This window comes from Pseudomonas koreensis, assembly GCF_012986595.1.
GTDB classification, from domain to species: Bacteria; Pseudomonadota; Gammaproteobacteria; order Pseudomonadales; family Pseudomonadaceae; genus Aquipseudomonas; species Aquipseudomonas koreensis.
In genome coordinates this window covers 583,533-596,323 of record NZ_JAAQYM010000001.1, presented here as the reverse complement: position 1 = coordinate 596,323, position 12,791 = coordinate 583,533, and the positions used below count along the sequence as shown (strand labels likewise).

Below are 12,791 nucleotides of genomic sequence, written 5' to 3'. Positions count from 1 at the left end.
GCTCGACGCAGGCACGACGGCCCGCTGACACTTTTCTGCGGTCATTTGTGATTTATGCACGTTTTATGCAAATCAGCATTTGTCTTCGGAAAAAACTTCAAGCACTATGCGCGTTATGCAAAAACGCAACGTATCCTCCGTCTTAAGAGCACTGCTCGACCAGCACGGGATCTCCCCCACGGAGCTCCACCGTCGCACCGGCGTGCCTCAATCCACGCTCTCGCGGATTCTCAGCGGGAAGATCGTCGATCCTTCGGATAAACACATTTCGAAGATTGCCGAATACTTCAATGTGAGCACCGATCAATTGCGCGGCCGCGCAGATGTCGCGACCGCGACCGGCGGCGCGCGCGATGACGTGCATGCGGAACTCAAGGACATAAGCCTGTGGGACGACGATACCCCTGTCGATGACGACGAGGTGTCGGTGCCCTTTCTTCGCGAGGTTGAATTGGCTGCTGGATCAGGAAGATTCGTCATTGAAGAGAGCGAACGCTCTAGCCTGCGCTTCGGCAAGCGCAGCCTGCGCCATAACGGTGTGCAGTTCGACCAGGCCAAATGTGTGACGGTGCGCGGCAACAGCATGTTGCCGGTGCTGCGTGACGGCGCCACCGTCGGTGTGAATGCGGGCAAGTGTGGCATCGGCGACATCATCGATGGCGACCTGTACGCGATCAATCACAACGGTCAGTTGCGCGTGAAGCAGCTCTACCGCCTGCCGACCGGGATCCGTCTGCGCAGCTTCAATCGCGATGAGCATCCGGACGAGGACTACAGCTTCCAGGATATGCAGGACGAGCAGATCGTCATCCTCGGTCACGTCTTCTGGTGGGGCATGTACGCCCGTTAACCGCAATCCAGTCAGATAAAACCCGCCGTCGGCGGGTTTTTTTTCGTCTGCGCAAAACCTCAAACCCTTGTACAACGCGGCTTTCATGCATATGCGCATTTCTTATGCATAAATAAATGCATTTACGCATTGACTGGATATGCATGCATGCATATTCTTGCCACCAAGCCGCTCGACAAAGCGGCTGGCAAGACAGCTCTTTAGTTCCACAAGAACAGGCAGCGATGAACCGGCCTCAACGGTTCAGAGGGTTGGCAACTGACCCGGGTGTGCAGCGTAAAGCACCAAGAGCAGTTATCCGGCGGGCAGGGACCGCGGTCGGAAAAACAATTTGAATGGACTCGTACCGCGCCAGTAGCGCCGAAAAGTCAGCTTCCTTCTTGAACACAGGATTTGAAGGAAGGCGAAGGAGCGCATTACTGAAAAGCCCGGTGCTCAGTGCCGGGCTTTTTGGAATGCCTGCCTTGTTCGCAATAACACCTGAGGCATTACCCATCAATCCTTTCACGGAAGAGAAACCCGAATATGTTTAAGAAATATCTTGCTCCGTTCCTGGCCAGCGCAATGTTGCTCGGTGCAGGCACGAATGTGCTGGCAGCCAACCTGTTGGTCAACGGCAGTTTTGAACAGTCGACCTGCGGTGGTGGCTGCATTCTGGACACCCCCGCCAAAACCAATGCAATCACCGGTTGGACAACCTTTCTGTCCGGTGCCGAGTACTTCAACATGCCAAATGCAATTGGCGGCTCCGTCGCAGCCGACGGCGTGATGATCGTGGATCTGGCCAATTATGTTTATGGCAATGGTGGCGGGATTCAACAGAACTTCGCCACGACCATCGGGGCGAAGTACCGACTCACCTTCAGCGCAGGCAATTCACGGTTTGCCAGCCGCTCCGGTGACGGTGTCATCCAGGTCAAAGTGGCCGGGCAAACGTCGACGTTCAATACCCCGACAGCTAAAGGTGTTGCTGTGGAGTGGAGCACCATCACTTACGAATTCACCGCCATCACAGCGCAGACAACGCTCGCGTTTTTCAACGAGCAAAACCCGTACGCCAACTTTGCCTTTATCGATAACGTCATTGTTGAACGCCTGTAGCGCCCAGAACCGAGGAGCTGCGTTGGTTGGCTTCTCACAGTTCTTTTATTCATCCGCACTCCCGGGAGGCGTGACATGACAAACGAGCAACAAGCATTGGCCGACATGCCGATCTGGCTGGTCATCCTCCTGGCTGTCGTCGGCGGGGTGTCCGGCGAAATGTGGCGCGCGGACAAGGAGGGCGCCCGCGGCTGGCCATTGCTGCGGCGTCTGGCCCTGCGCTCCGGCGCCTGCATGATCTGCGGCGTGTCGGCAATCATGCTGCTGTACGCCGCCGGCATGTCGATCTGGGCGGCTGGCGCCTTCGGCTGCCTGACCGCCATGGCCGGGGCCGATGTGGCCATCGGTCTGTACGAGCGCTGGGCCGCAAAACGCATTGGCGTTTGTGAAGTACCACCGCCGCGCGATCCACAGTAACCCCCTCACTTTCCTGCCTCGCTGCAACAGTTGCGGCGGGGCTGCGCGTGGACATTTGAAAAGGAGGTCACGCATGCCCGCACCGATCCAGCAGCCTTCGCAGATGTTCACGGCGATGGCGACAATCTTGCGCAACAGCGCCGGCCTGAATCTGCAGGTCGGCAATCACGAAGACTTCACAACACCAGGCGCTCAGGCCTGGGCGTTGATCGACTTTGATCGTAATGCACCGGGAGTACGCTCCGCTGACGGGCGTATTGCCCACGTCATGACCGTATCGCTGCAAGTCATTCCGGCCGTATCCGCCAGCGCTTTCGCCGCCTGCGACCTGATTGCTGTACTGAAAAACCTGATCACCGACAACCGTTGGAGCCTGCCGGGCGATCAATGTGATGTGCCGATGAATATTGATGGATTGCCGTCACTGTTGATTCGAGGCGACCAGCAATTCAAAGCCTGGACGCTGACCTTCACCCAGACCCTCTACCTCGGCCCGACCCTGCTCGACGACCCGCTCGGTACGCCGAAATTCGCCCGCACCTGGGAAGTCAGCGACATCGACGACCCCGACCAATACACCGCGCTGGAGGCCTGATTGATGTTTGACGCATTACTGCGCATGCAACTGGGGCCGATCATCGAGCGGCTGGCGGAAATGGAAGCGGAAATCGACGACCTGCACCGCCGCGCTGAAAGCTTCTGCCGCATCGGTATTTGCCAGACAGTCGACGCTGCGAGCAACACCTGCCAGGTCAGCCACGGCGGGTTGCTCACGCCCTCGATCAAATTCTTCAACCCGAGTGCCGGCGCCCAAAGCGAATCGCGGATTCCCACCGTGGGCGAGCAGTGTCTGCTGTTCAACTACGGCAGTGGCGAAAGCGGGGCGCAGAGTGTGGCGTTGTTCGGCCTGAACAGTGACCGCTTTCCGCCGGCGGCAACGGTGCCGACGCTGACGCGCCGGGTGCATGTCGATGGCAGTGAAAGCGGTTACGACGACGCCAGCCACACCTTGCACTGGCAGAACGGGCCGGCAGCTTTCACCGGTTCCCGCGAATCGCTGGAACTGAGCATCGGCCCGGCGCGACTGGCGATGACCCCACAGGCGATCAACCTGCAACTGGGTGCCGTCGGCCTGAGCATCGACGCCTCGGGCGTGCACTTCAGCGGCCCGTTGGTGGATCACCAGGGCCGCGTCATCAGCCCCTGAATCAAGAGCTTCCCATGATCGGAATCGATAGAGACTCCGGGGCCACGGTCGACGACTGGCTGCAGTTTGTGCAGCGCGCGACCCGGGCCCTGACCACGCCGCTGGGCACCCGTCAAAAAAGGCCCCTTTATGGCTCGCTGATCCCCTCGCTGCTGGGGCAGAACCTCGGTGACGACGTTCTGCTTCTGGCGCAAAGCCACGCGGCGCAAGCGTTTTACAACACGCAGAACGGGATCAGCGATTTTCAGCCGAGCGTGATCGTCGCCAGCCGTCAGGGTGCCGGTTTGCTGCTGCGTTTCGCCGGCACCTGGAAAAACCGTCAACAGACCTTCGAGGTAGTGACATGAGCATGTTGATCCCCGGCCAGAATCAGTTGGCCGAACCGGCGCTGATCACCGTCGACGCCTTCGAAGACCTGCTCGCCGAGTTCAAGACCTTCGTCGTCGAATACGTCGGCGCCCGAGCACCGGACAGCGCGGCAAAACTCAAGACCAGCCTGGAAAACGAGAGCGAACTGCTGACCCTGGCGCTCGAAGCTTTCTGCGTACGCCTGCAAACCCACGAACGCAAATACAACGCCCGCATCAAGCAGATGCTGGCGTGGTGGGCGACCGGCAGCAATCTCGATGCGCGGCTGGCGGACATGGGCCTGGAGCGGCAGTTGCTCGACCCGGGCGATCCGGCGGCCTTCCCGCCAGTACCACCGATTTATGAAAGCGACGACGACGCCCGGCTGCGTTATTACCTGGCGCCGCATGCCCCGGCAGCGGGCTCGCGGATGCAGTATCGCCGTGAGGTGTTCACCCTCGGCGAACGGCCGACGGTGAAGGTCGAATCCACCGACGCCGGTGTGGTGAATGTCACCTACACCTTCAACCCGGACGGCCTTGCTGCACAGGTCAAGGACGGCAATGGTCGGCGCACGGCGCCGGGTGAAGTGCAGGTCACAGTATTGTCCCGCGACGGTGATGGCACGCCATCCGCAGCATTGCTCGATGGTGTGCGCCAGCACTTCGCCCGCCCTGATGTGCGACCGGAAACCGACCTGGTCACGGTCAAGGCTGCTGAGATTCAGCGTTACAAGATTCGCGTGGTGGCGAAGATCAATTCCGGCCCCGATTCGGGTCTGACCAAAGTCGCCGCGCAACAGCAATTGCAGGCCTACGCCGACAGTTGCCATCGCCTCGAAGGGCGGGTCGATCCTAGCTGGATCGACTACACGTTGCACAGCGCCGGCGCCGTGCAGTTGCAGATTCTTGAACCGCTGGCGCCGATCGTGACCACTGCGTTTCAGGCGCCGTACTGCACGGCGGTCGAGGTCGAGGTGCTGACGCTATGAGTGAGCCAACGCATCGTCCGAGTTTGTTGCCAGCTAACAGCTCGGCACTTGAGCGCGGGCTGGATCTGGGCTTCGGCGCACTGCTTGATCGCATCGTGCCGCCGTTCCCTGAATTGATGAATCCGAGCGAGACACCGGTCGCATTCCTGCCGTATCTGGCAGCGGATCGCGGTGTAAGTGAATGGGACGCCGATGCTAGCGAGTCTGAAAAGCGTCTGACAGTTTCGCTTTCCTGGCAGATCGAGCGTCAGGCTGGTACCCGCAGAGCGCTGAGCCATGCGGTGGAATCACTGGGTTTTACGCCGAACATTTCAGCGTGGTATCAGCAGAGGCCGCTCGGCGTTCCTTACTCCTTTGATGTGCAGGCACTGATTGGTACTCGTTGGTCGAGTGGTGATCACAATCGATTGATACGACGAGTCAATGCGGCCAAAAGTGAGCGTGATGAAGCAACCATCACCATTGTTCACACGACCCACGCAGGTTTGCAATTTGCTGTCGCCGTCGATCCTGGCCTGAACATGCATGACAACAACCAGGCGACGGCTTTGCCAGAAATCAAGATGTTTGCTCTGGCTGAGTTCAACGCAGGTGCATCGTTTCCGCTTTCTGAATGTGAGTGGTCTCTAAGCTCTGCGCTTCCTGCGTGAGTAATGACGCGAGGCCAATCCGCGCTGGGAGCCCCAGCGCATCACAATTAATGATTGAAGAGCGCAGTTATGACGGATGAAATTACACGCCTGGTTCGCTTCACCTCTGTGGGATTGGGTGAAGTGTTGCAGGCAAAAAACCAGGGTTTGAAAGGCGAGATTACTCATATCGGCGCCGGTACGGCTCGATATGACCCGAGTGGGAGCGAGACAGCGCTTCGAGATGAGCGCCAGCGCGTTGCGATTGTTGATTATGAGGACCTGGGGTCGGGGCAACTCAGGATGGGCGCGCTGTTCAGCGGCCCCGATGAATATGAAATCGGAGAGTTTGGTTTCTATCTCGCCAGTGGCACCCTACTGGCAGTTTACTCGGTGGCCGGAAAGTTACTGACATATAAAGCAAGTGCTGCTCGCATATTGCAAAAATTCACCTTGGACGTTTCTCCACTGCCGACGGACAGTGTGAGCGTTACGGTGGGGACGGAGAATCTCAATATTCTATTGAGTGAAGAGTTTACGGCTTTAGCATGTGCTGATATCGATAATATGGCACGTCATGTTCAGCTTTTATTGCGCGTGATGGCGCTTGAAACCAGATAGAAAACGCGATTGCAATTGTCAGTTTTCGAATGTTTTCGTCAGTCTGTTGCGTCAGCTTATTAATAAATAGGAAATTTAACGTGAGTCTAGAAACCACTGTTGCATCGCTGGTTACGGCTGCAAATAATTTGACCAGCGTCGTGAATGGAAAAATTGGCAGCATTAATACCACTATGGCTACTGCATTGAGTCAGTTCAATGAGTGGCGAAGTCTAAAGGATGTCGAAGGCGATCCCTATGCGCTCGGTACTATCCGTCGAAACATACTGCAAGGCTTTGTTACGGGCACGGGTGGTGTTCAGACAGTGGGGGCACAGGGAGATTTTGTCGCTACTGATCTTGGCACCAGTTTGAATGTTTATATGCATTTCAAAACCCCGCTTAACATCAATGTTAATTCGGAGATGTTCTGGTTTAATATAAAAGGTTATAGCTACGGTACCGCGAAAATTATCGAAGAGACGTTGGTTGGCTATTGCTATCAGCCAGAGCGTAAGCTGCAGAATGTTTCGGCCTTTGGCAATATGGCGCCTGCTGTTTACGTCGACTCAAACGGCAATGTTGTTATGCGCATACTGCTTTCGAATATTTATTACACAACGATACGGATTGATACCATGCGAGTGGGTAACGGCCGCCTATTCAATTTAGGTGATTTGAAAACCAAGTTGTCTTTGGCTGAGACTGTTTTGTTCAATTAAGGAGTAAGTATGACCGAGCAACCAGAAAACACGACGGGCGATCTGCCCTTGGCAGTGCCCATGCCTGAAATCGAATGGGCTGCAATTCGAAACCGTCGGGATCAACTGTTGCGCGCAACTGACTTCACTCAATTGCCTGATTATCCCGTTACTGCAGAGCAACTGGAGCACATCAAGGCTTACCGGAAGGCACTTAGAGACATTCCTGAAACGGTGGAGCAACCATCGGAACTGGTCTGGCCTGAATTGCCCTCTTTTGTGAAGTAATCCCCCACACCGCGAAAGCGGTTTTTTTTCGTCCACATAAAGCCTCTTCATGGGGCTTTTGTGTTTTGCGTCTGGAGAAGTTCGCAAATGTCTGTTCGCCAAACCTACACCGTGCTCGTCCCATTCCCCACCGGCGGTGGGCACTGGTCGAGCGTCGGTCAAGACCTTGATCTGCTCGACGTCGAAGCCAACGCGCTGCACAGCGCCGGTCGACTTGAACTGAAAACACCCTCCACCCAGGCCAAAAAGGCCGCTGCCAAGAAGGCTGACTAACCATGGCTGAGGTTCTGAACTTCGAGCACAACGGCATTACCGTCAATGCCACCGAATCCCCCGAGGCCATGGGTGGCCTGGGTGACAACGTCATCGGTCTGGTCGGCACCGCGCCGAAAGCCGATCCGCTGATTCCGCGTAACGCCCCGTTCCGCATCAACAGCTTCACCACCCACGCGCTGCTCGATCCGACCGGCGCCGAAGAGGGCACGCTGTACCACGCGGTTTACCAGATCCTCAAAGTGGTCAAGGTGCCGGTCTATGTGGTCATCGTCGAAGCGGGCGCGACTCCGGCTGACACCGTCAACGCAGTGATCGGCGGCGTCGATCCAACCACCGGCCGCAAGCTCGGTCTGGCCGCACTGGGCAGCGTCCCGGAAGACCTGACCATCATCGGCGCGCCGGGCTTCACCGGCACCAAAGCGGTGGCCAGCGAGTTCGCCTCGTTCGGCAAGCGCATCAAGGCCCGTGTGGTTCTGGACGGCAAGGATGCTTCGGTCGCTGACCAAGTGACTTACAGCCAGGAACTGGGTGGCGCCGATCTCGGTTTCGACCGTTGCCTGGTGGTGCACAACATGCCCGCCGTGTACTCGAAAGCGGCGAAGAAAAACGTCTTCCTCGCGCCGTCCAGCCTGGCGATTGCCGCGCTGGCCAAGGTCAAGCAGTGGGAGAGCCCGGGCAACCAGGTGACCTACGCCGAAGACGTGTCCCGCGTCGTTGAGTACAACATCCTCGACACCTCCACCGAAGGCGATCTGCTCAACCGTTACGGCGTCAGCTACTACGCCCGCACCGTGCTCGGCGGCTTCTCGCTGCTGGGTAACCGCTCGATCACCGGCAAGTTCATCAGCTACGTCGGTCTGGAAGACGCGATCAGCCGCAAGCTGGTCAAGGCCGGCCAGAAAGCCATGGCCAAGAACCTGACCAAGTCGTTCATGGATCAGGAGGTCAAGCGCATCAACGACTGGATGCAGACCCTGGTCGCCGACGAAACCATTCCTGGCGGCAGCGTCTATCTGCACCCGGAACTCAACAGCGTCGAGAAGTACAAGAACGGCACCTGGTACGTGGTCATCGACTACGGCCGCTACGCGCCGAACGAACACATGGTTTATCAACTCAACGCCCGCGATGAAATCATCGAGCAGTTCCTGGAGGACGTTCTCTAATGTTTACCAACCGCGTAAGACAGGCCATCGCGGCCACCCTGCAAGGCCTGCCGCTGTCGGCGACCGTGGAAGAGTTCACCCCGCCGAAAATCGACTTCGACATGGAGAGCATGACGGGCGGGCGCTTCATCGTTGAGGAAATGGCCAAGAGCGCCAAGCCACTGAACGCCACGCTCAAGCTGCAAGGCACCGGTGCTGAAGTGTTGCTGGCGATGGGTGTGAAGCTGGGCGACGACATTCTGTTGAACGTGCGTGAAGCCGGTCAGGATCAGGACGGCAACACCTGGTTCACCTATCACACAGTAGGCGGCAAGCTGAAATCTCTGGCTGAGGATGCGCTGAAAATGGGTAGCAAAGCCATCACCACACTGGAGCTTTCCTGCCGCACCTACAACCGCCTGGAAAACGGCATCCCGGTGATCGACATCGACGTACGCACCCAGAAGTTCGTGCTCAACGGCGTCGACATCCTCGGTGATGCGCGTCGTGCGGTGCTGATGCCGTAACCCTCCCATCACCACAAAACCCTGTAGGAGTGAGCCTGCTCGCGATGAGGCCAGCACATTCAACATCAATGTGCCTGAAAGACCGCTATCGCGAGCAGGCTCACTCCTACAAGGGAATTGCTACACCCCTCAAGAATCACCAAGGAATTCATTCATGTCGTGGATGCCACCCCAGCATGACCTGCTGTCGCCGATCACCGGTGACGACGGTTCGCAGATCGAATCGATCCAGCTCAAGCCACTGTTCTACGCCGCGCAAAAAGAAGCGCTGGAGCGCGCCGGTGATGATGAAGACGATCAGTTCTTCGAACTGGCGCTGCTCGCCACCGGCCTGTCGGTCAAGGAACTCGACCAACTCAAGCGCCCGGACTATGTGAGCATCGCCCAGTACGTGCACGAGATGTCGACCCGTCCAGCGGCGTACTTTCTCGAGCAGGTCGAAGACGCGGAAAAGTCTGACGATCCCGACCAGGTGCAACTGCTGCAACCGCTCGCCGTGACCGGCCGCACCGTGACCTCGCTGTCGCTGGAAATGCCCGCACTGCGCGCCACCAAAGTGATGAAGAAACTGAAAACGGCCAAGGAACGCGCCGAGTTCATCACCGCCCATTGCACCGGTCTGATGATCCCCGATCTGGCCCAGTTGACTGTCCCTGACTGGACCCAATTGCAGGTGCGCATCGACGATTTTTTAAACCAGCCGGCGGCCTACTTTCGGAACGCGACATCGAAGTAATCCTCGATATCGTCCCGCTCATTTACCCGGTAAGTGAGGCGGAGATTCTGGAATGGGACGCCGAAAAGGCGTTGCGCCGCTACGACATAGCGATCACTCGCCTTGGCGTGAAACAGGAGTAGAGCGGCATGGCAGAGAGCAAGTATGCGCTCGCATACGCCGGTGAGAGCGGCAACACAAACGGCGGATTTACGTTGCCCGATAACCTCGGCAAACCGCTGCAGGATCTGAACCTGACACTGGCGTTGGCAAGCCAGGACATCCGGTTGCTGACGCAGGAGCAGATCAAGCTGCGCGAGCTGTTGGTGAGCCAGCAATCGTTGTTCAAGGTCGTCGCGGCGCCGCCAGCCGCCAATAGTGAGACGAAGTCAAAACTCAAGGCGGAAATCGAGCAGCGTCCGCCACCGAAAAAACTGCAATCGGCGATGGCTAACGAGACGGCGCTGGTTGAGCTCAATCAGTTGATTGGACTCAACAAAGACCAGCTTCAAGCGCATTCAGAGCAAACCCTCGAACTTGCGACTCAGCGGTCGGTTGCAGCCAGTGGCGCGACTGGTGCGGATCTGTTGCAAATCCAGCAGGTCGGTGCGCGATCTGGTATTGCCGACGGCGCCAAGGGTGATCAGCGGGCGACAGAGCTAAGAGCGTATTCCGGCGACGCTGCGATCAATGCCACAGCCTTCCGGATTGACGTCAAGGCCGCGGGGGAAATGCTCGCGGTCTGGCGTTCCTCCTTGAAGCTTGATCGATACCAGGGACAGGATCTGGCCGATGCGGTCAGTTACCTGGGCAGCAGCGGTCTGGATGCCAAGCCTGCCGATATCGGCGCGGTCGTTCAGCGCTCGGGCGAGAGTGCCGTTGCATCGGGAATGAAACCGGAACAGGTGGCAGCGTTTGCCACTGCGCTGTTGAACAGCGGGGCGGACAAGGACGGTGCCAGTGCGGCATTGAAGAGCTTTACGTCTGCCTTCGGCAAAGGAAACGCTGCTTCAACCGAACAGCGTTCAGCGATGACCCGGTTGCACCTGGACCCCGAATCGTTGCGTGAGAAGATGCGCACGGATGCGCCAGGTGCGATTGATTCGGTGCTCGCAGCACTCAGTAAACAATCCGTACCCGAACGTGCAGCCACGGCGAAGACGCTGTTTGGCGAGAGCAGTACAAGCATTCTCGAGTTGCTGAAGAAGCCCGACGACGTCAAGACAGCCTTCACACGAGTGTCCGACAAGCACCAATATGCAACCTCGGAACTGGGTTCTGGGGGCGGTGCCGCGACGAAAACGGCCGAAGCTTTTGGCGATACATCGCAAGGGCGCTGGAATGCGTTGGATGCCAGTCTCAATCGGCTATCCACTGCGGTTGGTTCCGCATTGGCGCCGATCACGGATGGCCTCGCGGTCGCACTTACGGCGCTGGTCAATGTAGCGAGTACAGCGGCAGAAGCATTCCCCGCCCTCACCGCAGGGTTGGTCGTGCTGGGCGCTGTCACCGTGCCATTTGTGGCGGCTGCCCTGAAGAGCGGTGCGACGGCTGTGCTCGGTGCGGTTACGACAAAGCTGTTGCGTCTGGCCACCACCCGATTGCCGCCTGAAATCGGTGATGTGATTACCGGAGATGAAGGCGGTGATCGCCCTCGAAAAAAGAACAAAACCAGTCGCTCACCGACTCGGCAAAAAACTGCCAGGGTATTGTCGCGTTCAGGCGGCGGGGGTGGTCGTTTGCGGGGCGTTACGGCAAGAGTGCTGCCCTTCATTGACAACGCGAAAATCGGCCTCGAGATGTGGGCTGATAAAATCGGCAGTTGGACGCCGCGTTCAATCGAGAAGATTGCCGCCCGACAGGTGCCGGCGGTACAGCGTCTCGGCGGCAGTTTGCTGCCCAGACTTGCCAGTGCAATGCCGGCAGTGAAGGCCGGCGCGCCGCTGGCCATCGTGAGTGCAGCCTACACTGGCCTGAAGGGCTGGCGAGAGGGTGATGACAAAGCGGTCAAAGGCGCCGCCGGCGAACTGGCCGGAACTGCAATTGGTGCCACGATCGGATCGTTGATTGCGCCTGGCATCGGTACTTTCATCGGGGGGACTTTGGGCGGCATGCTCGGTTCTTACGTCGGTGAACAACTGGCGACGCCTGCCGAGGACAAACTCGCGCCCCCCGCGCAAGTGGCCAAGGATCTGTCCAGCGCTCAGACGTCACTCCCCAATTACACCTACTCGCCGTTAGTGCAGATCAGCGGCAGTGATGCGCTCAATGCCGAAAAAATCGGCGATGTGGTTTCGCAGGTTATGCGCAACCATTTCGATACCGCATTCACACCCGCTGTGGGCACCAACGCTCTCGCCACCCGCCGTGACGCAGCCCTGACCGATGGAGTCGCCTGATGAAACAACAAATGGCGCTGGGCAGTTTCATCTTCGGCCTTTCGCGCAACTTCGCCTACAGCACACTGGCGCGAAAGTCCGACGGTGGCTGGAGCGACATACAGATCCTGACCAGCAAACCCAAGTCCAGTCAGACCGGGCAGAAAGCGGAAACGCTGACCATCAGCGGCACCTCGATGTATGCCGTGGCCATGGAGCGACTCGATGAGTTGCGCGCCCTTCAGGCGCTGCGGGTGCCGCTGCCGTTGATTGATGGTATTGGTCGCAACTGGGGCCTGTGGCGGATCAACAGCATCGATGAAAACCAGAGCGAGGTCATCGATGACGGCACCGCGATGGTGATCAAGTGGGTGGTCGGATTAACGGAGTTCAACAATGCGTAAGGTACGAAGCGTGGCCGGTGATTCGGTGAATCTGTTGCTCTACCGCGAAACCGGGCGCAGTGATGACGCCATTGAAGAAGCCCTGTGGAAACTCAATCCGACATTGGCTGAACACGGTCCGATCCTGCCCGCCGGCGTGTGGGTGGTGCTGCCGGAACTCGATTCGAAACCGGCGGCGATCAAACCGGTCACGGCCTGGGATTAAGGAGGTTGC

The 12,791-nt window shown here is 58.1% G+C and carries 18 protein-coding genes; all 18 read left to right on the top strand.

Translation table 11 applies throughout. The annotated features are described in order from the left end of the window. The first annotated feature begins 115 nt into the window (after positions 1-115). The 18 genes from HBN98_RS02920 to HBN98_RS02835 all read left to right on the top strand — a co-directional run bounded on the left by HBN98_RS02920 (position 116) and on the right by HBN98_RS02835 (position 12,782). Positions 116-850, top strand: a complete 735-nt coding sequence (locus HBN98_RS02920; RefSeq protein WP_047291917.1) for a LexA family transcriptional regulator — start codon at positions 116-118, stop codon at positions 848-850. A gap of 525 nt (positions 851-1,375) precedes the next feature. Next, on the top strand, positions 1,376-1,951 hold the full coding sequence (locus HBN98_RS02915; protein ID WP_083366862.1) for a DUF642 domain-containing protein: 576 nt from the start codon (positions 1,376-1,378) through the stop codon (positions 1,949-1,951). A 75-nt stretch (positions 1,952-2,026) separates the two neighbouring features. Continuing rightward, positions 2,027-2,368 (top strand): phage holin family protein, encoded by a 342-nt coding sequence (locus HBN98_RS02910; RefSeq protein WP_083366861.1) that lies wholly within the window; start codon positions 2,027-2,029, stop codon positions 2,366-2,368. A 73-nt stretch (positions 2,369-2,441) separates the two neighbouring features. After that, entirely contained in the window at positions 2,442-2,963 is a 522-nt protein-coding gene (locus HBN98_RS02905) for a hypothetical protein (RefSeq protein ID WP_083366860.1), read from the top strand. Positions 2,964-2,966: 3 nt separating this feature from the next. Further along, positions 2,967-3,575 (top strand): phage baseplate assembly protein V, encoded by a 609-nt coding sequence (locus HBN98_RS02900; RefSeq protein ID WP_083366859.1) that lies wholly within the window; start codon positions 2,967-2,969, stop codon positions 3,573-3,575. Positions 3,576-3,589: 14 nt separating this feature from the next. Beyond that, positions 3,590-3,922: a phage baseplate protein gene (locus HBN98_RS02895; protein WP_083366858.1), complete on the top strand. Its 333-nt coding sequence runs from the start codon at positions 3,590-3,592 to the stop codon at positions 3,920-3,922. After that, complete coding sequence (locus tag HBN98_RS02890) at positions 3,919-4,914, top strand: baseplate J/gp47 family protein (protein WP_083366857.1); 996 nt, start codon at positions 3,919-3,921, stop codon at positions 4,912-4,914. Before HBN98_RS02895 ends, HBN98_RS02890 begins: the two co-directional genes overlap by 4 nt. Beyond that, positions 4,911-5,564 carry a phage tail protein I gene (locus HBN98_RS02885; RefSeq protein WP_083366856.1) on the top strand — a complete coding sequence of 218 codons (654 nt, stop codon included), beginning with the start codon at positions 4,911-4,913 and terminating at the stop codon, positions 5,562-5,564. The genes HBN98_RS02890 and HBN98_RS02885 overlap by 4 nt, the downstream gene beginning before the upstream one ends. 69 nt (positions 5,565-5,633) lie before the next feature. Further along, the gene (locus tag HBN98_RS02880; protein ID WP_083366855.1) at positions 5,634-6,164 is read left to right on the top strand and encodes a phage tail protein; all 531 of its coding nucleotides are present in this window, start codon (positions 5,634-5,636) and stop codon (positions 6,162-6,164) included. Between the two features lie 80 nt (positions 6,165-6,244). Continuing rightward, positions 6,245-6,865 (top strand): hypothetical protein, encoded by a 621-nt coding sequence (locus HBN98_RS02875; protein WP_083366854.1) that lies wholly within the window; start codon positions 6,245-6,247, stop codon positions 6,863-6,865. A 9-nt stretch (positions 6,866-6,874) separates the two neighbouring features. Next, on the top strand, positions 6,875-7,132 hold the full coding sequence (locus HBN98_RS02870; RefSeq protein WP_229754984.1) for a tail fiber assembly protein: 258 nt from the start codon (positions 6,875-6,877) through the stop codon (positions 7,130-7,132). An 87-nt stretch (positions 7,133-7,219) separates the two neighbouring features. Further along, positions 7,220-7,405, top strand: a complete 186-nt coding sequence (locus HBN98_RS02865; protein WP_083366853.1) for a hypothetical protein — start codon at positions 7,220-7,222, stop codon at positions 7,403-7,405. Between the two features lie 2 nt (positions 7,406-7,407). Continuing rightward, on the top strand, positions 7,408-8,574 hold the full coding sequence (locus tag HBN98_RS02860) for a phage tail sheath protein (protein WP_083366852.1): 1,167 nt from the start codon (positions 7,408-7,410) through the stop codon (positions 8,572-8,574). Next, positions 8,574-9,080 (top strand): phage major tail tube protein, encoded by a 507-nt coding sequence (locus HBN98_RS02855; RefSeq protein WP_064586211.1) that lies wholly within the window; start codon positions 8,574-8,576, stop codon positions 9,078-9,080. The genes HBN98_RS02860 and HBN98_RS02855 overlap by 1 nt, the downstream gene beginning before the upstream one ends. A 154-nt stretch (positions 9,081-9,234) precedes the next feature. Continuing rightward, positions 9,235-9,816, top strand: coding sequence for a phage tail assembly protein (locus HBN98_RS02850; RefSeq protein ID WP_083366851.1), 582 nt, complete (start codon positions 9,235-9,237; stop codon positions 9,814-9,816). A gap of 128 nt (positions 9,817-9,944) precedes the next feature. Further along, complete coding sequence (locus tag HBN98_RS02845) at positions 9,945-12,194, top strand: phage tail tape measure protein (protein ID WP_083366850.1); 2,250 nt, start codon at positions 9,945-9,947, stop codon at positions 12,192-12,194. Continuing rightward, the gene (locus HBN98_RS02840; RefSeq protein WP_064586214.1) at positions 12,194-12,577 is read left to right on the top strand and encodes a phage tail protein; all 384 of its coding nucleotides are present in this window, start codon (positions 12,194-12,196) and stop codon (positions 12,575-12,577) included. The genes HBN98_RS02845 and HBN98_RS02840 overlap by 1 nt, the downstream gene beginning before the upstream one ends. Beyond that, on the top strand, positions 12,570-12,782 hold the full coding sequence (locus tag HBN98_RS02835) for a tail protein X (protein WP_064586215.1): 213 nt from the start codon (positions 12,570-12,572) through the stop codon (positions 12,780-12,782). Before HBN98_RS02840 ends, HBN98_RS02835 begins: the two co-directional genes overlap by 8 nt. Positions 12,783-12,791: the final 9 nt, after the last annotated feature.